At 52.7% G+C, this 20,514-nt stretch carries 20 protein-coding genes; 13 read left to right on the top strand and 7 right to left on the bottom strand.

Annotation, left to right across the window (positions count from 1 at the left end; all coding sequences use genetic code 11):
• Positions 1–56 precede the first annotated feature (56 nt).
• The 6 genes from PJE062_RS03510 to PJE062_RS03485 all read right to left on the bottom strand — a co-directional run bounded on the left by PJE062_RS03510 (position 57) and on the right by PJE062_RS03485 (position 8,207).
• A complete protein-coding gene (locus PJE062_RS03510; RefSeq protein WP_008546425.1) occupies positions 57–1,187 on the bottom strand; it encodes a hybrid-cluster NAD(P)-dependent oxidoreductase in 1,131 nt (376 codons plus the stop codon).
• Positions 1,184–2,458, bottom strand: coding sequence for an SRPBCC family protein (locus PJE062_RS03505; protein ID WP_008547298.1), 1,275 nt, complete (start codon positions 2,456–2,458; stop codon positions 1,184–1,186). Before PJE062_RS03505 ends, PJE062_RS03510 begins: the two co-directional genes overlap by 4 nt.
• Before the next feature lie 657 nt (positions 2,459–3,115).
• Complete coding sequence (locus PJE062_RS03500; protein WP_008547027.1) at positions 3,116–3,628, bottom strand: sarcosine oxidase subunit gamma; 513 nt, start codon at positions 3,626–3,628, stop codon at positions 3,116–3,118.
• A gap of 13 nt (positions 3,629–3,641) precedes the next feature.
• Entirely contained in the window at positions 3,642–6,644 is a 3,003-nt protein-coding gene (locus PJE062_RS03495) for a sarcosine oxidase subunit alpha (RefSeq protein WP_008546937.1), read from the bottom strand.
• Entirely contained in the window at positions 6,625–6,942 is a 318-nt protein-coding gene (locus tag PJE062_RS03490) for a sarcosine oxidase subunit delta (RefSeq protein ID WP_008546356.1), read from the bottom strand. Before PJE062_RS03490 ends, PJE062_RS03495 begins: the two co-directional genes overlap by 20 nt.
• Positions 6,943–6,953: 11 nt before the next feature.
• Positions 6,954–8,207, bottom strand: a complete 1,254-nt coding sequence (locus tag PJE062_RS03485) for a sarcosine oxidase subunit beta family protein (RefSeq protein WP_008546351.1) — start codon at positions 8,205–8,207, stop codon at positions 6,954–6,956.
• 99 nt (positions 8,208–8,306) lie between these two features.
• Between PJE062_RS03485 and PJE062_RS03480 the strand changes: the two genes are divergently transcribed.
• The gene (locus tag PJE062_RS03480) at positions 8,307–9,302 is read left to right on the top strand and encodes a GlxA family transcriptional regulator (RefSeq protein ID WP_008546266.1); all 996 of its coding nucleotides are present in this window, start codon (positions 8,307–8,309) and stop codon (positions 9,300–9,302) included.
• On the opposite strand, the gene PJE062_RS03475 is transcribed toward PJE062_RS03480, so the two are convergent.
• Positions 9,299–9,556, bottom strand: a complete 258-nt coding sequence (locus PJE062_RS03475) for a hypothetical protein (protein WP_037035871.1) — start codon at positions 9,554–9,556, stop codon at positions 9,299–9,301. The two genes, PJE062_RS03480 and PJE062_RS03475, sit on opposite strands and share 4 nt — an antisense overlap.
• Positions 9,557–9,951: 395 nt before the next feature.
• On the opposite strand from PJE062_RS03475, the gene urtA reads away from it, so the two are divergent.
• The 12 genes from urtA to ureG all read left to right on the top strand — a co-directional run bounded on the left by urtA (position 9,952) and on the right by ureG (position 20,514).
• Entirely contained in the window at positions 9,952–11,250 is a 1,299-nt protein-coding gene (gene urtA, locus PJE062_RS03470; RefSeq protein ID WP_008547067.1) for an urea ABC transporter substrate-binding protein, read from the top strand.
• A gap of 77 nt (positions 11,251–11,327) precedes the next feature.
• Entirely contained in the window at positions 11,328–12,947 is a 1,620-nt protein-coding gene (gene urtB, locus PJE062_RS03465; RefSeq protein ID WP_208982121.1) for an urea ABC transporter permease subunit UrtB, read from the top strand.
• Positions 12,944–14,086, top strand: coding sequence for an urea ABC transporter permease subunit UrtC (urtC, locus tag PJE062_RS03460; protein ID WP_008546943.1), 1,143 nt, complete (start codon positions 12,944–12,946; stop codon positions 14,084–14,086). The genes urtB and urtC overlap by 4 nt, the downstream gene beginning before the upstream one ends.
• Positions 14,083–14,835 (top strand): urea ABC transporter ATP-binding protein UrtD, encoded by a 753-nt coding sequence (gene urtD, locus PJE062_RS03455; protein ID WP_008546616.1) that lies wholly within the window; start codon positions 14,083–14,085, stop codon positions 14,833–14,835. The genes urtC and urtD overlap by 4 nt, the downstream gene beginning before the upstream one ends.
• Positions 14,836–14,838: 3 nt before the next feature.
• Positions 14,839–15,537, top strand: coding sequence for an urea ABC transporter ATP-binding subunit UrtE (gene urtE, locus PJE062_RS03450; RefSeq protein WP_008546993.1), 699 nt, complete (start codon positions 14,839–14,841; stop codon positions 15,535–15,537).
• 46 nt (positions 15,538–15,583) lie between these two features.
• Positions 15,584–16,399, top strand: coding sequence for an urease accessory protein UreD (locus tag PJE062_RS03445; RefSeq protein ID WP_008546972.1), 816 nt, complete (start codon positions 15,584–15,586; stop codon positions 16,397–16,399).
• 18 nt (positions 16,400–16,417) lie between these two features.
• Positions 16,418–16,720 (top strand): urease subunit gamma, encoded by a 303-nt coding sequence (locus tag PJE062_RS26850; RefSeq protein WP_008546448.1) that lies wholly within the window; start codon positions 16,418–16,420, stop codon positions 16,718–16,720.
• A 9-nt stretch (positions 16,721–16,729) separates the two neighbouring features.
• A complete protein-coding gene (locus PJE062_RS26845) occupies positions 16,730–17,035 on the top strand; it encodes an urease subunit beta (RefSeq protein WP_037035868.1) in 306 nt (101 codons plus the stop codon).
• Positions 17,036–18,748, top strand: coding sequence for an urease subunit alpha (gene ureC, locus PJE062_RS03430; protein WP_008547070.1), 1,713 nt, complete (start codon positions 17,036–17,038; stop codon positions 18,746–18,748). It abuts the gene before it with no gap.
• Complete coding sequence (locus tag PJE062_RS03425; RefSeq protein WP_008546749.1) at positions 18,748–19,212, top strand: urease accessory protein UreE; 465 nt, start codon at positions 18,748–18,750, stop codon at positions 19,210–19,212. The genes ureC and PJE062_RS03425 overlap by 1 nt, the downstream gene beginning before the upstream one ends.
• Positions 19,193–19,888, top strand: coding sequence for an urease accessory protein UreF (locus PJE062_RS03420; protein WP_208982119.1), 696 nt, complete (start codon positions 19,193–19,195; stop codon positions 19,886–19,888). The genes PJE062_RS03425 and PJE062_RS03420 overlap by 20 nt, the downstream gene beginning before the upstream one ends.
• The gene (gene ureG / locus PJE062_RS03415) at positions 19,885–20,514 is read left to right on the top strand and encodes an urease accessory protein UreG (RefSeq protein ID WP_008546513.1); all 630 of its coding nucleotides are present in this window, start codon (positions 19,885–19,887) and stop codon (positions 20,512–20,514) included. Before PJE062_RS03420 ends, ureG begins: the two co-directional genes overlap by 4 nt.

Here is a 20,514-nt window from a genome sequence, read left to right as displayed (position 1 = left end):
TTGATCGGATACCCGTTTTTTATGTTTGTTTTCAATGGTTGGGGGAGCGTCTGACACTAAAGTTCAACTTCAATGTCAGAAAGTGGTGTCGTGCAACAGATCAGAATCTTGCCCTGATCAATCTCTCGTTTGCGAATGCCACCGCCATGCTGCATGTCGGTTTCACCCGAAACGAGCTGAGATTTACATGTCCCGCAAATACCGCGCTGACAGGATGCCATTGGCAAGATGCCAGCCTCGCGGGCAGCAGAAAGGATCGTCATACCCGGACCGCACTCCACCACATGGCCGGTCTTGGTAAAGCTGACGCGGTAGGTCTGATCGCTGATTTCTGGCGCAGCAACTTGCTCTTCAAACGTGCCGGCCGTTTCAGCGCCAAAGTCGAAGCTTTCTTCATGGTAGTTGGCCATGTCGAAGCCGGCTTCCAGAAGCATGTTCTGCACACCTTCCATAAAGCGGGCGGGGCCACAGCACAGGATCTTCCTGTCCTTGAAGTCCGGTGACATCAACGAAAGCATCTGCAGGCTCAAACGTCCTTCAAAGCCGCTCCAGCTGTTATGGCCGGATGTGGTGCTGCACGTGAAAGACAGCTTGAAAGCCGGATTTTGCGCTGCCAACAACTCCAGTTCATCTTTAAAGATGATATCTGCCGGAGTGCGTGCTGCATGAATAAAATGCAGATCAGTCGGCGCACAAAGATCACAGGCCGTGCGTGTCATGGACATCATCGGTGTGATGCCACTGCCAGCCGAAATGAACAGCAGTTTCTCTTCCTGCGTCGCATCCGTGGTGAAGTCGCCAGCCGGGCCGGTCACATTCACTTCCTTGCCCGGCACCATGTTGTCGAGCAGCCAGTTGGATCCCGGACCACCCGGCACGCGTTTGACTGTGATTTCAATACGGTAAGGCCGAGCTGCACTGGCTGAAATCGTATAGCTGCGCATGATCATGCCTTCGACAGGAAGTTCAAAGGTCATGTGCTGGCCGGGATAAAACCTGAAAACACGGGGCTCGCGCGCAGAAAACAGGAATGTCTTCACATCATGCGTTTCCTGCCGAACCTGTCGGCAGACCAGAACATCATCCACCTCCGGATCCCACATGGGGATCCGGGTTGCTTCGGTGAAGTGCTCTTCATCGTAGTCCGTGACGGTCTTCAGATCATCAAAGGTAACATTCTGGGTCATGCATCCGCCATTTCAATTGTATCGGCAGGCATGTGCGCTTTGTGGCGCTCAATGTACCATTCACACAGCGCTTCTACATGAGGCTCCGTGTACTCAGAATATGGGCCTTGCTCATAGGCCGGGTCTTCACTGCCCAGCTGTGCCAACCGCACAAGATCCGCATCCTGCTGGTTGGTCATCATCCAGACCTGCTTCAGATTGTCGAGGTTGTAATCCTCACCCTCAATCGCATCCTTATGCACCAGCCACGTGGTCCGCACCAATGTCCGATCTGGCGACAACGGGAAGGATGCAAACGTCACGATGTGATCGCTCATAAAATGATGCCACGAGTTAGGGTTATGCCAGAAGCTCAGGCCACCCAGCTTGGCGTCTTTGAAATCACCAAGCAGCTTTTTACAGGCAATCTTGGTGTCCAGCGTGTGAGACTCACCTTCACCCATCAAAGGCAGGCGAATACAGCGGAAACTGGTGGTGTTGGAAAGCTTGTCCACTTCAGCAGACGGCAACCCCGCAGCCTCCCAGCGCTTATGCTCGCTCTCGAGCAGAGACAGGTACTTGTTAACGTCCGCAGTGCGCCGCTCATCCATCTCATCAGGGGAGAAGCCAAAGCCGAACTCGGAAAGCGGCACGGTCAGCTGCGGATGCGTACCTTCGCAGTGATAGCATTCGCGGTTATTCTCAAGCGTCAGCTTCCAATTGCCTTCCTCCACCAGATCAGCGGTGTAAGCCACCTTGCAGTTGGCAATATCATGAGGCGCAATATACCGCTCCATGGTCTGTGCCATCTCTTCGATGTCTTCAGGCGGGTTCTTGGCAAGGCAGATGAAGAGAAGGCCAGCAATGGAGCGAACATGTACGGTCTTCAAACCATGGCAGGTCTTGTCAAAGTCCTTGCCCATATGCTCAGCCAGAATGAGTTCACCATCCTCATTGTACGTCCATCCATGATAGCGACACACGATGTTGCCGATGGTCGCTTCAGGCTCATCAATGAGCTTCGCACCGCGATGTCGGCAGATATTGTGAAAACCACGGATCTCCATGTCATCACCGCGCAAAAGCAGAACAGATGTCTTGCCAATCTCTACGGTGATGCAATCACCTGGTTCGGGAAGTTGAGGTTCAACAGCTACGAAAATCCAGTGCTTGCGAAAAAACACTTCCATGTCCAGATCAAGAATGTCGGGAGCACTGTAGAAGGGGGCTCTGAGGCTTTTGCCCTTTTCGCGGTGAGCTATAAGATCTTTGATATAAGACGGAACGCTCATGTTCAGATACCTCGGCTAAAAATGGTGCCTGGGGAGTTGACCGGTGCAGGTTGCTGAGATGATCAGGTTGGATGCCTGATCGCGACAAACGAGTGAGTTGAGGGGCGAATCTGACTCCAGGGAAAACGAGCACAGATTCCTTTTGGGATTTAGATGCTTGGGGCATCTGGTTAAAGTGACAAGTGAAAGGCGTCGGGAGACTTTATTATAGCTCTGCCGAACCTGAGGGGGATAATGATCAGCGACCATCATTGGCTCAGCACAGAAGAGCCTTTGGTCTGCTTGCAATCTGGAAGACTTGAGCGGAGCACAAGCCCTGAAAAATGCTGACTGATACACTTTAAGCCTCCCTCTTATAGTGCGGCAGCTCTCCTAATTTTCAGGTGCCGTATCTTTGCGTCACACACCCGAAAATCGAGAGTAATCAGGAAATCTAGTTCGAATTAATCTCACACTGGCAGGAAGTTTGAGGCATTTTGCCAGTAAAAATGCGACGCCTGAACACTGTGATTGGTGTAATCATGACAAGCGCTCAACTGCACGCAGCAACGCCTTGCCAATTCAGCGGATGCTGATGCTGCCCATGTCGCAATACTTCTGCCAGAATCTGTAGGGCGTCGTCAGTCACTCAAGGGGAACGCCATAAAAAATGCGGCCCTAAAGGCCGCATTCAAACTCTTTTGTCGCAACGGAAAGCAGCCCCATCACATGGGGCACAAACGATCGCCAGACATCCAGCCGAAACTGGTTCTGCTCCTCCCGCGTCAGGATCACCTGCACACTATCAAAAACAGTCCGCACCCCACACCCAACCGTCAGCTCCCTCAAGTTACGGGGACACGACGTGGATAACAGCTCCTCAGCTTCTGGTCCCGAAATCCGGATACTCACTTCACGGCTGGAAACCTCCGTCAGACTATGAACAGCATCTGTATAAACTGCTGCCAGAGGTTCTGTGATCCTCACCCGCTCATCCATCGGGCAGGTCATCATCCATTCATCCGGACCCAACTTGAGAGCGGTCACGTTACCGGAGCGAACCATCTCGCTGATGGAGGAAGGCAGCTCAAATCCGAGGGCTTTTGACATAGCAACGGTGTTTTCGCGTTTACAACGCAAACTAAAACGGCCCATCGCTGGCAGAGTTTCGACAGTGGTGTTGAAAGCCATTTGTGCCGCTCCTTTAAAGATTTATCCGCTCGCCATCAGGATCGTAAAACACGGTCCCGGTAACGGTTGCACGATGGATTTGTCCCGGCATCGGAATGTCAATCGACTTTCCATCCCGCTCAAAACCACCTTCAATCAAGGCCATAGCAATGGATCGCCCCAAAGCTTCACTCCAGTAGGAAGATGTCACATGTCCCAACATCTTAGCTGGAATGGAGGTATCTCCAGCCTCCACAATCTGTGCGCCTTCTTCCAGCACAACACTCGGGTCTTCCGTCAAAAGCCCAACCAGCTGCTTGCGATTTGTCAGCAACATATCAGGCCGCGTCAAAGACCGCTTGCCGACAAAATCCGGCTTCTTCTTACCAATCGCCCAGGTCAGCCCAGCATCGGCAGGAGTTACGGTGCCATCGGTGTCCTGACCGACGATGATGTAACCCTTTTCTGCGCGCAAAACATGCATGGTTTCAGTGCCATAGACACACATGTCATATTTTTTACCTTCCTGATAAAGCATCTCCCAAAGTGCCCGGCCATGCTCAGATGGAACGTTCACCTCAAAACCCAGCTCCCCGGTAAAGCTCACCCGGAACAGCCGCGCCTCAAACCCGCCAACAGTGCACTCCCGGAGCGTCATGTGCGGAAACGCTTCGGCAGAAAGGTCGGTGCCTTTGACAAATGGTTCCAACACCTTACGGGCGTTTGGACCATTGAGCGCAATGGTGGACCACTGCTCAGTTGTTGACGTCAACCACACATCCAGATCCGGCCATTCAGTCTGCAAAAAGTGCTCCATCATGGTCAAAACCCGCGCAGCACCGCCAGTTGTCGTCGTCACATGGAACCGATCCTGACTTATCCTCCCGATCACACCATCATCGCGGATGAATCCATCTTCACCCAGCAACAAACCATAACGGCACCGACCCGGCGCCAGCTTGGTCCACGGGTTGGTGTACATCCGGTTCATAAACTCGGCTGCATCCGGCCCAACCACCTCGATCTTGCCGAGAGTAGAAGCATCGAACATGCCCACGGAAGCACGTGTTTCTCTGCATTCGCGCGCAACAGCCGCGTGTATATCTTCGCCAGCCTTTGGATAGTACCAGGCACGGCGCCAGAGCGAGACTGGCTCAAAAACAGCACCGTTTTCCTCCGCCCAACTGTCTATGTTGGTCTTGCGCGTCACCTCAAACAGCTCATCCTTGTGATAACCCGCAAAGGTGCCAAAGGTGGTCGGCGTGTAAGGCGGACGGAAGGTTGTCAAACCAACCTTGGGGGCAGGGCGTCCCAGCTCGTCAGCTGCAATCTTCAGCCCGTTCATGTTGGACATCTTGCCCTGATCAGTCGCCATGCCATTGGTTGTAAAGCGCTTTACGTGCTCAATGGAGAGCATACCTTCACGCACGGCAAGACGAATATCCTTTGCTGTCACGTCATTCTGGAAGTCTACAAATGCCCGGCGAGCCAACTTATCATCGTTGCTTGGTAATTCTTCCATCACGGTGCCAGACCCGGCACGGTTTCCATCCACATCAACCGAAATGGTTTTCGCAGTCTGCCCCAAAGACGCCAGTGCTTGCTCTGCTGCATGCACACCATCATCAAACGCAGCCTGTTGGCTCCATAAACCGCGACCACCACCCGCAATATGGCAGCGCTCCGTCTTCTCACCGGGAAGGAAAACCTCGTTCTCCTCATCCCAATGCAGGCTGCCCTTGGTGTGAGAGAACAAATGCAGCGACGGCGTCCAGCCGCCACTCATCAATACTGTGTCGCAGGAAACAAATGTAATATCAGTGACTTTATCGTCACCGGTTACCCTGCCAACCTGAACGCTAGAAACGCGCTTCTTACCTGCAACACTCGTAACTGTGTGACCTGTCTTGACAGTTATGCCCCGCGCTTGCGCCTCAGAAAGCAGATGATCGCCAATGGAAGAACGCACATCAACCAGAGCAGCGATCGTCACACCCGCATCAGCCAAATCAAACGCTGCATACCAGGCAGAGTCGTGCGAAGTCATAACAACAGCCGCAGTGCCAACCTTCACCCCATAGCGGTTGAGGTAAGTCTGCGCAGCACTCGCCATCATCACGCCCGGGCGATCATTGCCATCAAACACCAAAGGCCGCTCAAGCGCCCCTTGCGCCAGAATGACTTCGTTCGCCCGAATACGCCACATCCGCTCTCGCGGTGCACCTGCTGGCGGGGATGCCAGATGGTCCGTCAGCTTCTCCGCCACGCCCACCATGTTCTCATGATAGTACCCAATCGCCACAGACCGTGCCATGATGCGTACATTCGGAAGCGCACTAAGCTCTTCAATACATTCAGAAAGCCACGCTTCAACAGGCTTACCATCAATGCTCGCAGGTGCTTCAGAAAGCAGAGAACCACCCAGCTCCCGGTTCTCATCTACCAGCACCACATCCGTGCCATTGCGCGCTGCAGTGAGCGCAGCAGCAAGCCCAGCAGGACCGGCGCCGACAATCAGTAACTCGGCGTACAAATAGCGCGAAGCATAGGTGTCTGCATCCGGCTCACTTGGTGAAACACCCAAACCAGCAGAGGCACGAATGACCGGCTCGTAAACCTTGTCCCAAAAGCTCTTCGGCCACATGAAGGTCTTGTAGTAAAAGCCTGCCGCAAAAAGCTTATGTAGCTTGTCGTTGATCGCGCCAACGTCAAAGGACAGGCTCGGCCACTTGTTCTGGCTAACCGTGGTTAGTCCCTCATAGATCTCCTGAACCGTGGCGCGCGTATTCGGCTCAAACCGCCCAGCACCTCCGCGAGACGTCCCGATTAGAGCATTGGGCTCTTCGGATCCCGCAGTCACCGGTCCACGAGGGCGATGATACTTGAACGAACGCCCCATAAGATGCACGCCATTCGCCAGCAGGGCAGAAGCGACCGTATCGCCCTCAAACCCTTCATAGGAAACGCCATCAAAGGTGAAGCGAATGCGCTTGTCGCGATTGATGCGACCTTTGCCCTCAACTCTCAAGTTGCTCATTGCTCTCTTCACCTTCTTCAGAACCAGTCGGACGAGGCTGCCCAATCTCATAGGTCGCGATAAACTTGTCGCTCACGGTGTTGCGCAACGCATTGAAATAACGCCCACATCCGTGCGTATGGCGCCATTGCTCAGCGTGGTCACCGCGTACATTGGAGCGAATGAACAAGTAGTCCCGCCACTCAGCATCACTCTGCTCAGCAGGGTTTAGTGGACGAGCGATATGCGCCTGTCCTGCATACTCAAACTCAAGCTCGGGTAGTTTTTCCTTGCAAAAAGGACAGTGAATTAAAAGCATCGGCTGCCTCCTTAATGCGCAACAGCAGCAGCGGCTGCTTCGTCAATCAGACGTCCGGTTTCAAAACGCTCAAGCGTAAATGGTGCGTTGATCGGGTGCGGTTCATCTTGTGCGATCGTATGCGCAAACACATGCGCAGAGCCCGGTGTTGCTTTGAAACCACCCGTGCCCCAGCCACAGTTGAGGTAAAGCCCTTGCACCGGCGTCTTGCCAAGGATTGGAGAACGATCCGGCGTTACATCAACGACACCGCCCCATTTGCGCAGCATTCGCATGCGCCGGAAGATCGGGAACACCTCACAAATCGCCGCCAGCGTATGTTCAATCAGCGGAAGCCCGCCGCGTTGGGAGTAAGACACATATTGGTCAGTCCCGGATCCAATCACCAGCTCACCCTTATCAGACTGGCTGATGTATGCGTGCACGGTGTTGGACATAACCACTTGAGGGAAGATTGGCTTTACGGGTTCTGAGACAAGCGCCTGCAAGGGATAGCTTTCCAGTGGAAGGCGAACCCCAGCCGTATCCATCACAACAGATGTGCCACCTGCTGCTGACACAGCAATCTTCTTTGCTTTCACAAAACCACGTGCCGTTTGCAAACCAGTCACGGCTCCATCAGGGCCGCGCTCAACGGAAAGAACCGGGCAGTTCTGAATGATATCAACACCACGCGCTGCTGCTGCACGCGCATAACCCCAAGCCACCGCATCATGCCGCGCTGTGCCACCACGCTGCTGGAAGGCTGCTCCCATCACCGGGTAACGTGCGTTCGGCGAGATGTTGAGCGGCGGACACTTCTCTTTTGCCTGCTCAGGTGTGAGCCACACATTGTCGACACCGTTCAGGCGGTTGGCATGGATATGCCGCTTAAAGCTCTGCACATCATGAACATTATGCGCCAGCATCATCACGCCGCGCTGCGAAAACATGACGTTGTAATTGAGGTCCTGACTAAGACCATCCCACAGATCAACCGCATGGTCGTATAGACGCGCGCTTTCGTCATAAAGGTAGTTGGAGCGGATGATGGTGGTGTTACGGCCTGTATTGCCGCCGCCGAGCCATCCCTTGTCAATCACCGCCACATTGGTGATGTCATGTTCCTTGGCCAGATAATAGGCTGCACCAAGACCATGGCCACCGGCACCTACGATGATGACGTCATACTCACTCTTAAGCTCAGCATCAGGCCATTGCGGCTTAACATTCTTATAGCCCGTAAGCGCGCCCTTCAGGAGCGATACTGCGGAAAATTTTGACAAGGCTACCTCCTTGGAATTCAAGCAAGTTTGCCCACTAAGTAAAATCGTGTATGGTACCCTTGCGAAGAATTTGGAGTATTTTTTGCGCAAGGGGTGCAGATGGCAAATACCGTTAGTCCTTCACGGAAATCTCGACCTGCACTCAATGTTGGCTTCATTCTTGCCAACCGTTTCACGCTCTCTGCCTTCGCTAGCTTCATTGATGTCCTGCGCCTTTCAGCCGATGAAGGGGACAGCAGTCGTCCAATCCTTTGTAACTGGAGCGTAATTGCGCCCGACATGAAACCCATCCGCGCCAGTTGCGGCGTGCGCATTCATCCTGATACCGGTTTGGCTGACCCATCCAGTTTTGATTATCTGGTTGTTGTCGGCGGCCTGATTGAACACATCGAGCGACTGGATCGTCGCTATGTAGACTACCTGCAAAGCGCTGTGGCTAAGAATGTTCCGTTGATCGGCCTATGTACCGGCAGCTTCATCCTGCACCGGGCTGGCCTCATGAATGGATATAAATGCTGCGTCAGCTGGTTCCACCGCACTGATTTTCTGGAACAGTTTGATGGGTTGGAGCCAGTCTCGGACCGGATCTTCGTAGTGGATCGGAATAGGATCTCCTGTTCTGGCGGAACAAGCGCTGTTCATGTGGCGGCCTATCTGGTGGAGCGACATGTCGGCCTGCGCCAGGCGCGCAAAAGCCTGAACATCCTCATGGTTGATGAAGCGCAGGATGACAGCAAAGCCCAGCCGTTCTTGCCCACCTCGCTGAAAGCTAAGGATAATCTGGTTCAGCGTGCAGTCCTCATGATGCAGCAGGAGACAGAAAACCTGCGCAGCATCGAGCAGCTCTGCAAAATGCTGGGAGTAGGGCGCCGCAGTCTGGAGATGAAGTTCAAATCGGATTTGGGTAAGTCACCCGCCGAAGCCCTCAGTCACATTCGCATAGAGGAAGCCAAGCGCTTGCTGGATGAAACAGATGCCACCATAACAGACGTAGCAATTCGCTCCGGCTTCTTCGATGCATCCCACTTCAACAAGGTCTTCCAAAAACACACCGGCCAAACCGCCAGCACCTATCGCAAATCCCTGATTGATTAGCTGCGCAGTTTCTTAATCCCAAAACCAACCAGCCCAAACACAGTCGCCCAGAAAGCAACTGAGAGTACAGTTGCCCACACAAGCAGCAGTGCTGACATGTCGCCTAATGGGATACCAGAGGACCAACTGACAACGGTGAAGGGCAGCAGGAGAACATTCGCAAATAAAGGCGAAACCTGCAAACCAACAAAAAAGCCCAGAGGGACAACGACAATCCCGAAGATAGCTCCAACAATGATGAAAATGTTTGTCATGATCCAACCAGAAGCGCAAAACTAAGGCAATTCTCAAGCTGCCTTCTAACTTAGGGGCTCTCAGTAAACAAGAAAACCGTAAGCCGGTCGGTTCCTTAAGATGCCCTCACCGAAAACGGTACCTGCAAAATAAAGTTGTGTCTAAAATATAGTCACGACCAAAAAACGCATAAATAATAATCAAAAATACTCACTTATGAGCAGTGCCTGATAAAATCCGTGCGCTCAAAGAAATGTAAAATAATCAAATATTACAAAGCATTATTGATTTTTCTCAACTCCTCGAAATGCTCTGGCACAGGATTTGCTGAATTCATGCTGACCTAAACGTTTTGTGGTCGCCGAGCACTCTGGAACAACCAGTGGTGCCGTCACTCATACAATTGGAGTTGGGAATGGTTCGTTTCAGCAAAAAAGTGATTTCAGCAGCAGGTGCATCTCTTTTGGCATCTACAATCATCAGCGGAGCAGCGAAGGCCGAAGATACCATCAAGGTTGGCGTCCTTCACTCACTTTCAGGTACCATGGCCATCTCAGAAACCACACTCAAAGACGTCATGCTCATGCTCATTGAAGAGCAGAATGAGAAGGGTGGTCTTCTTGGCAAAAAGCTGGAACCCGTTGTTGTCGATCCTGCTTCCAACTGGCCTTTGTTTGCGGAAAAAGCACGTGAACTGCTGGAAGTACATAAGGTCTCAGCGGTATTCGGCAACTGGACTTCGGTCTCCCGTAAATCTGTTTTGCCAGTCTTTGAAGAGCTGAATGGTATCCTTTTCTATCCAGTGCAATATGAGGGCGAGGAAAGCCAGAGGAACGTCTTTTACACCGGTGCGGCCCCAAACCAGCAAGCCATCCCAGCAGTTGATTATCTGCTTGAAAACGAAGAAGTGGAGCGCTGGATTCTGGTGGGAACTGATTATGTCTACCCGCGCACGACTAACAAAATTCTAGAAGCCTACTTGAAGTCCAAAGGTGTGTCTGAAGAAGATATCATGATCAACTATACTCCGTTTGGTCATGGGGATTGGCAGACGATTGTTGCTGATATCAAAGCCTTCGGTTCAGCTGGTAAGAAAACTGCCGTTGTGTCCACCATCAACGGCGATGCGAACGTGCCATTCTATAAGGAGCTGGGCAACCAGGGCATCTCCGCAGAAGATATCCCGGTCGTGGCCTTCTCCATTGGTGAAGAGGAACTGGCTGGTCTGGATACTGCGCCACTCGTTGGTCACCTGGCTGCATGGAACTATTTCCAGTCTGTTGATACAGAGATCAACGGTGAGTTCATCGAAACATGGCAGGCCTATACGGGTGATGATGAACGTGTCACCAACGATCCAATGGAAGCCCACTTTATTGGCTTCAATATGTGGGTGAAGGCCGTCGAAAAAGCAGGTTCCACGGATGTGGACAGCGTGATTGATGAAATCGTTGGTGTATCCGTGCCCAACCTGTCTGGAGGTCACTCCACCATGATGCCAAACCACCACATCACAAAGCCGGTTCTGATCGGTGAAATTCAGGAAGATGGCCAGTTTGATATCGTCGATGAAACGGACGGTCTTGTTGCAGGCGATGCATGGTCTGACTACCTGCCAGAATCCTCCAAACTCATAGCTGACTGGCGCAAACCGCTTTCCTGCGGAAACTTCAACGTCACTGCCGGCTCCTGTGGTGGCGCAGCCACCAACTGATCCAATTCCCACCAAGCCATTGCGGGTGCGCTCCAAACGCATCCGCGATCATATGACCCTTTAAAAATGAGGAGCACATGGGGAAGAGGATCTACCCAATAGTACTCTGCTTGTTCATGGCGTTTGTCCTGGCAGCACCAGTAGATGCAAGCGCGACACTGGAAGAAGCTGTTCAGACTCTGGCAACGGGTAAGCTTAAAGAACGCGCCACCCAGATTGATCAACTGGCAAGCTTTCAGGATGTGCGCGTGGTTCCGGTGCTGGAGGCTCTCGGGGCAGGGACTCTGTTTTACCGGAAGAGCGACAAAGCGGTATTCAGAACTGCGTTAACCAGGAATGGCTTTCAGCTTTTGGAGCCGTTGACCGGTTTAGTTGTGGCAACTGAAGTCAAAAAGAACCTGCGGAAAATCAAGGTCAACAACAAGCTGCGTCGTCAACTGAAAGCCGCAATTGCGGATCTCACATTAGCAAGCCCTGATGAAGGCATGCGCTTGCAAGCAGTGAATGCTCTTGCAAAAGCTGGAGACCATAATGCCTTGCCGGATTTGAAGGCAGCACTTGCAAAAGAGCAGCATGAAGCCATCAAAACAGCGCTGTCAGACGCTATCGCAGCCTTGACTTTGAAAGATCCTGAGGCACTCGAAGAAGATAGACTGTCGGCCCTCATTCTTTTTAAAGAAAAGGGCAACCAGCAAGCACTTGCAATCGTATCCGCTTTTGCAGCGCAAACTTCTTCGCCGCAGGAACAGGCTGCTGCTCAATCGGCTCTTGCGTCTATCGAAAAAACACTGGCCTTCTGGGAAACGGGGCAGAACATCTGGTATGGCCTGTCGCTCGGATCAGTTTTGTTGCTGGCAGCTATTGGTCTTGCCATCACATTTGGCGTTATGGGCGTCATCAACATGGCCCATGGCGAAATTGTGATGATCGGCGCTTACAGCACATTTGTTGTGCAAGATCTCATCCGTACTAGTTTTCCGGAAGCCTTTGAGTATTCACTGGCCATCGCACTGCCTGCCGCTTTCTTCGTATCAGGTGTTGTCGGTTTAGCGCTGGAACGCAGTGTGATCCGCTTCCTATACGGGCGACCGCTGGAAACGCTGCTAGCGACCTGGGGTGTCTCTCTCATGCTCCAGCAAGCGATACGCTCCATCTTCGGCCCAACCAATCAGGAGGTCGGTAATCCTGACTGGATGTCCGGTGCATTTGAACTGGGCGGCCTCACACTTATAGCTAATCGCTTCTGGATCTTGGTTTTTGCGCTGTTTGTGTTCGCGGTGCTGCTCGTGGTCCTCAAACGCACGCACTTCGGCCTGCAAATGCGCGCCGTCACTCAAAATAGAGGCATGGCCGCCTCCATGGGCATTCGCACGCCATGGGTCGATGCGTTCACATTCGCTCTTGGCTCAGGCATCGCCGGGATCGCTGGCGTAGCCCTCTCGCAAATATCCAATGTCTCACCAAATCTCGGCCAGCTCTATATCATCGACAGCTTCATGGTCGTCGTGTTCGGTGGCGTCGGCAATCTGTGGGGCACGCTTGTCGGTGCCATGAGTCTAGGCGTGGCCAATAAGTTCCTTGAGCCATACTCCGGCGCAGTTCTGGCAAAAATCCTCACCCTAACGGCCATCATCCTGTTCATCCAAAAGAAACCGCGCGGCCTGTTCGCGCTGAAAGGACGGGCGGTAGAAGTATGATCTCCCGATTTCTTCTCGAAAAACTGGAGGGACACATCCTCTGGTTTGCAGCCGCCATCATGATGCTGGCTGTTCTTGTGCCACTCTTCAATCTGGTTGTACCGGCAGAACATCCCTTGCATATACCGGGTTACATCGTCGGCTTGATGGGCAAATACCTGTGCTACGCTATGCTGGCGCTGGCCCTTGATTTGGTCTGGGGCTACTGTGGAATCCTGTCGCTTGGTCATGGAGCCTTCTTCGCACTCGGCGGATATGCCATGGGCATGTACCTCATGCGCCAGATTGGCGACCGGGGTGTCTATGCTCATCCGGAACTGCCAGACTTTATGGTGTTCCTCAACTGGCAGGAACTGCCTTGGTTCTGGTACGGGTTTGACCAGTTCTGGTTTACAGCCCTGATGATCCTCGCTGTGCCGGGTTTATTGGCCTTCGTGTTTGGGTATCTGGCATTCCGCTCACGGGTCACAGGTGTTTATCTGTCCATCATCACCCAGGCGATGACCTACGCCTTGCTGTTGGCGTTCTTTCGCAATGATATGGGCTTTGGAGGCAACAACGGCCTCACAGACTTCAAGGATATTCTAGGCTTTCCGTTACAAGCTGCCGAAACCCGGGCAGCGCTCTTCGCTGCAACAGCTGTTTTCTTAGCAATATCACTTGTAGCGTGCTCCTTTGTCGTGCGGTCTAAACTCGGCAAGGTCATGCTGGCAGTCCGTGATGCTGAGAGCCGTACACGCTTCATCGGCTACCGTGTTGAGCATGTGAAACTGTTTGCCTTTATCCTCTCTGCCATGATCGCCGGTATCGCAGGGGCGCTCTATGTCCCACAAGTGGGCATCATCAATCCGGGAGAGTTCGCGCCAGCCAACTCTATCGAAGTGGTGATCTGGACTGCTGTCGGTGGCCGGGGAACATTGATTGGTCCGATCATTGGCGCAGTGCTCGTCAATGGCGGCAAAAGCTACTTCACCGCTGCATTCCCGGATCTGTGGCTCTTCGCCCTTGGTGGCCTGTTTATCATCGTCACTCTTTTCCTTCCGAAAGGCATTGTCGGTCTGATGGAACAGTTACGCCACTCATTGGCACGCCGCATTCCTCAAAAGCAAAGTATAGCAACACCGGAGGCCGCGGAATGATCCAGACGCAAAACGCACCCCTTCTTTACTTAGATGGCGTTTCAGTCAGTTTCGATGGGTTCAAGGCCATCAACAACCTGTCGCTCGTGGTTGAAAAGGGGGAGATGCGCGCCATCATCGGCCCAAACGGTGCTGGGAAAACCACCATGATGGACATCATCACTGGCAAGACACGACCCGATAAAGGTGAAGTCTTCTTTGAAGGAAGCACTGACCTGACGCAATTGGATGAAGTCGATATTGCCCGTATAGGGATCGGCCGAAAATTTCAGAAACCAACCGTTTTTGAAAGCCAGAGTGTCTTCGACAATCTGGTACTGGCTCTAGCAGGTGATCCTGGTGTTTTTGCAGCGCTGTTCCATAGCCTGGACGAAGAACAGCACAAGCGGATTGAAGAGATCCTGGAGACAATCCGCCTGACATCGCGCTGTGATGTACTGGCAGCAGACCTTTCTCACGGTCAGAAGCAATGGCTCGAAATCGGCATGCTGCTGGCACAGGACCCCAAACTGTTGCTGGTCGACGAACCCGTTGCAGGCATGACGGATGCAGAAACCATCGAAACCGCGCGTTTACTGCGGGAGATCGCCAAAACCCGATCCGTCATTGTCGTTGAACACGACATGAGCTTCATTCGGGATCTGAACGTCAAGGTGACATGTTTGGCAGAAGGTTCTGTACTTTCCGAAGGCTCTCTGGCCCATGTTTCTTCCGATGAAAAAGTCATTTCAAGTTATCTGGGGAGGTAAAGCATGCTGAACTTGGAAGTCAGCGGTGTGGATCTGCACTATGGTGCTGCGCAAGCCCTGCGCGGTCTTTCTCTTAATGCGGAAGAAGGACAGATCACCTGTGTGTTGGGCCGCAATGGTGTCGGTAAAACCTCGCTTCTGCGTGCCATAACAGGGCATCAACGGATTTCTGATGGGGACATCTGCGTGGATGGAGCGAGCCTTGGCAGCTCAAAGCCATATACCCGCGCCGCACAAGGCATCGCCTATGTGCCTCAGGGCAGGGAGATCTTTCCTCTGCTCAGCGTGCTCGAGAACCTGCAAACCGGTTTTGCTCGCTTGCCACGCAAGGAAAGGTTCATTCCGCAGAAGGTCTTTGAGCTGTTTCCGGTCCTCAAAGAAATGATGGACCGCCGGGGAGGAGACCTGTCAGGCGGCCAGCAACAGCAGCTGGCCATTGGCCGCGCATTGGTCACACGCCCAGGTTTGCTGGTGCTGGATGAACCCACAGAAGGCATTCAGCCCTCAATTATCAAAGACATAGGCAGAGCCATCAAACAGTTGAAAGAGGAGGGGCTAACGATCCTGCTTGTAGAGCAGTATCTCGAGTTCTGCCGAGAACTTGCTGATGCAGTTTACATTCTTGACCGTGGTGAGATCGTCCATACAGGACCGGCCAGTGATCTGGATAAAGACCATGTCCGCCAGCATCTTACCGTTTAGGCAAGTTAGCCTGCCACTCGAAACGAAAGCGTCTCGGGTATCAGCTATGCAGCGCACAAAAGGCACCGGCAGAGTTGGGTTTAAAGCCGCTCAGCACGAAGGGGTGCCTCCGACCTTGCAGGAACTCTATCAGGAAGGTGCAGCCAAAATCCGTCTGCCAAAGGTCTATGATGATATGGCCGAGGCCGCGCTCATAAACACCAGTGGCGGTGTAACAGGCGGGGACGTGTTGAATTGGTACGTGAACCTGCAGACCGGTGCCAAAGCCGTGCTGACCACACAGGCTTGCGAGAAGATCTATAAGTCATCCGAAGGCTCCGCACAGATCACCAATACGTTGAGCGTGGAAGATGATGCTGAACTGCACTGGCTGCCACAGGAAACGATCCTGTTTAATGAGGCCAGCCTGTCTCGAGCGCTTCAAGTAGATCTCGCCCCCTCAGCGCGCTTTCTTGCGGTTGAAGCAGTCATACTGGGTCGTCAGGCCATGCGGGAAACAGTTGAACGCGCCTACTTCAAAGACACATGGCGTGTACGCAAAGCTGGAAAGCTTATTCATGCAGATGATGTGCTTTTAAACGGTGGTCTGGGAACGAGAGCAAAAAATGCTGCAGTCCTTAACGGAGCACGGGCCTTCGCCTCCATTCTCTATATCGGGCCAGATGAGGAAGAACTTTTGAAGGCACGCGCGCAAAACCTCCAGAAACTGCAAGATCCCAAGCAAGTAGCCCTCAGTGCTTTTCGAGGAAAGCTCGTTGGACGGGTGATGGCGCAAGATGGCTATACTTTGCGCCAAACCTTGATCCCGCTTTTACAAAGTCTGCGGTTGGGACGTGAGCTGCCGAAGCTCTGGAACCTTTAAGAAATATCGGGAGAAATCATGAACCTTACACCAAGAGAGAAAGACAAGCTGCTGGTCGCCATGGCCGCACAAGTCGCACGTAATCGACTTCAGCGAGGTGTCAAACTCAACCATCCTGAAAGTATTGCCCTCATCACCGACTTCGTTGTTGAAGGTGCAAGGGACGGTCGAACCGTTGCCGAGTTGATGTCAAACGGAGCTGACGTGTTGAACCGAGAGCAGGTGATGGAAGGTATCCCTGAGATGATCCATGACATTCAGGTGGAAGCCACATTTCCGGACGGAGTCAAGCTCGTCACCGTCCACAATCCGATCCGGTAGGAGGCGTTCATGATCCCTGGAGAATTCATAACATCCTCAGGTGAGCTGACCCTAAATGAAGGTCGTGCGAGTGTAACGATTAAAGTCTCCAACACTGGAGATCGACCGGTGCAGGTGGGTAGTCACTACCACTTTGCTGAGGTCAATAGTGCGCTCAGCTTCGATCGTGCAGCAGCTCAATGCATGCGCCTGAATATCGCGCCAGGAACTGCCGTGCGCTTTGAACCGGGGCAAACCAGAGAAGTCTCTTTGATCTCCTTTGGAGGTAGTCAAACTCTCACCGGATTTCAGATTAAAGAAGTGGAGACCGCTTAAATGGCAGCCTCGATTTCAAGAGCAGCCTATGCCGATATGTTTGGACCAACAGTCGGAGACAAAGTTCGTCTTGCGGACACGGAGCTCTTCATCGAAGTTGAAGCCGATCTGGCTACATACGGTGAAGAAGTGAAATTTGGCGGTGGCAAAGTCATTCGCGATGGCATGGGGCAAAGCCAGTTATCGCGAGCAGACGGTGCCGTTGATACGGTCATCACAAACGCGCTTATTGTCGATCACACCGGCATCTACAAAGCAGATGTGGGTCTGAAAGACGGTTTGATTCACGCTATCGGAAAGGCGGGTAACCCGGATACGCAGGATGATGTAACCATCATAATTGGTCCCGGAACAGAGGCCATTGCAGGCGAAGGCAAAATCCTGACTGCTGGCGGTATGGATGCTCACATCCACTACATATGCCCGCAGCAGATCGAGGAAGCGCTGACCTCCGGCGTCACGACAATGCTTGGTGGAGGAACAGGACCAGCCCACGGCACCCTCGCAACCACGTGCACCCCAGGGCCGTGGCATATTGCACGCATGATTGAAGCGGCAGATGCATTTCCAATGAACCTTGCTTTCGCTGGCAAAGGCAATGCTTCACACCCCAAAGCACTGGAAGAGATGGTCCTTGCTGGTGCCTGTGCCATGAAACTGCATGAGGATTGGGGCACAACACCTGCAGCAATCGATACTTGTCTGAGCGTGGCCGATGAACACGATGTGCAAGTGATGATCCATACAGATACGCTGAATGAAAGCGGGTTTGTTGAAGATACAGTTGCAGCCCTCAAAGGCCGCATGATCCATGCGTTCCACACTGAAGGAGCAGGAGGCGGGCATGCGCCGGATATCATCAAGGTCTGCGGTCTGCCTAATGTGATCCCGTCATCCACCAACCCGACGCGTCCTTACACTGAAAACACAGTGGCGGAGCATCTGGATATGTTGATGGTCTGTCACCATTTGGATACCAGCATTCCGGAGGACGTCGCCTTTGCGGAAAGCCGCATTCGCAAGGAAACCATCGCGGCGGAAGATATCCTCCACGACATGGGTGCTTTTTCGATCATCGCCTCTGATAGTCAGGCTATGGGCCGTGTAGGTGAAGTGCTGATACGCACCTGGCAAACTGCGGATAAGATGAAGCGTCAACGCGGACCGCTACCTGAAGAAACCGGAGAAAACGATAACTTCCGCGTCAAACGTTACATCGCCAAGTACACGATAAACCCTGCCATAGCTCATGGTCTTTCCAGACATATCGGCTCCATTGAGGTTGGCAAACGTGCGGACTTGGTGCTGTGGTCTCCAGCTTTCTTTGGTGTCAAACCAGACATGGTGCTTGTGGGTGGCACCATTGCAAATGCTGTGATGGGCGATCCAAACGCCTCCATTCCAACCCCTCAGCCTGTCCATTATCGACCAATGTTTGGCTCATTTGGCAAGAGCCTGACAAACTCCTCGGTCGTGTTCGTTTCAAAGGCTGCTCAAGCAGCTGGTCTGCGGGAAAAACTCGGTACCGCAAAGCAGATGGTTGCGGTCGAAAACACCCGATCCGGCCTCTCTAAAACGTCCATGGTGCACAACAGTTTGGTGCCTCACATGGAAGTTGATCCTGAAACTTACGAGGTACGGGCAAACGGTGAGCTGCTGACTTGTGAACCCGCCGACATCGTCCCAATGGCACAAAGGTATTTTCTGTTCTGATGACCAAAGCAACTTCTTTGAAACGGGCTGGCGATTACTCCGGCACCCCTGCATTCACCATCATGCTCGCTCATGATGAACGCCATCTAAGACGCAAACGCCTCATAACAACGTGCGGAACAGGCATCATGGTGGATTTACCGGAACCTGTAGTTCTGGGTGAGGGGGACGCCCTTGTTTTAGCCGATGGTCTGCTTGCGGTGATCGCTGCAACGATTGAACCACTCTACAAAATTACAGCGCGTGATCCGCTGCATTATGCTGAGCTTTGCTGGCATTTGGGCAATAGGCATTTATCGGCACAAATCACACCACCAGCCATTTTCATTGGCCGGGACCATGTCATCTATCATATGTTGGAAGGACTTGGAGCAAGGATAGAGGAAGTAGAACTCCCGTTCTCGCCGGTGCGTGGTGCCTATCATAAACATGGTGGTCACGCCCATGAGCATCGTCATGAATGAGGTTGCTCCAACGACGGCTCTTCTACAGCTCATGACTTGGTTTTCACCCGGTTTTCCGACTGGAGCATTCGCCTATAGTCATGGGCTTGAAAGCGCGATCCAGCGAGAGTTGATCACCTGTAGACAGGACGCAGAGGAGTATCTACTTGATCTGACCCATACCGGAAGCCTTTGGAATGATCTGGTCCTCGCATCACTATCTTGGAAAGCGGCCACGCAAGAAGATATTGCATTTCTTTGCCAGCTGAATGAACTCTCACTTGCTCTTTGTCCGGGAGAAGACCGGTTTATGGAAACAACCTTACAAGGGGATGCGTTTTCAAAAGCAGCAAAACCGTGGGGTTCTGAAAAGATTGCTCTCCAGCTCGACAGTGCTGACCTTGCTTATCCGATTGCCGTTGCAACAATCGCTGCAACTAACTGCGTTCCTCTGATAGCAACTCTAGCCGCATATCAACACAGCTTCTGCGCAAATCTGGTCAGCGTCATGATGCGTCTGGTTCCACTTGGACAGACTGATGGCATGCAAATTCTCGCAGATCTGGAACCTCATCTGGCTGAACTCTCTAAGAGGGCAGCAACTGCAAGCCTAGAGGATCTGGGCAGTGCAACACTCCATGGTGATTTTCTTGCCATTGCACACGAACACCAGCACACAAGGATTTTTAGATCATGACCTCTTCAAACGGACCGTTGCGTGTTGGTATCGGTGGACCGGTTGGTTCCGGCAAAACCAGTCTGACTGCAGCTCTTTGCTCGGCGCTGCGCCGCAGACTCTCAGTCGGAGTGATTACCAATGACATCTACACTAAGGAAGATGCTTTAGCTCTCGTGAAGATGCAGGCCCTTTCGGAAGATCGGATCATCGGTGTTGAAACTGGTGGTTGCCCGCATACTGCCATTCGCGAAGATGCCACCATCAATTTGCAGGCCATCGATCAGTTAAATAGGCGTCATCCGGATCTGGATATTGTCTTCATTGAATCTGGTGGAGACAATCTGGCAGCAACGTTCTCTCCAGATTTAGCCGACTTGACGATCTACGTCATATCAGTGTGCCAGGGCGAGGAAATCCCTCGTAAAGGCGGTCCCGGCATAACCCGGTCTGACTTGCTGGTGATCAACAAATCAGACCTCGCGCCTTACGTAGATGCCGATCTTGAGGTGATGAAGGCCGACGCCACCAAAATGCGCGCAGGAAAACCGTTTCAGTTTACTGACTTGAAAAGCAGAAAAGGGCTCTCCGAGGTTCTTGTGTTTCTCGAAGAGCTGGGTGGTTTTGAGGTCAATCAAGCTATGTAG

It is taken from the genome of Pseudovibrio sp. JE062 (genome assembly GCF_000156235.1).
Taxonomy (GTDB): domain Bacteria; phylum Pseudomonadota; class Alphaproteobacteria; order Rhizobiales; family Stappiaceae; genus Pseudovibrio.
This window is presented reverse-complemented; position numbering and strand designations above follow the sequence as displayed.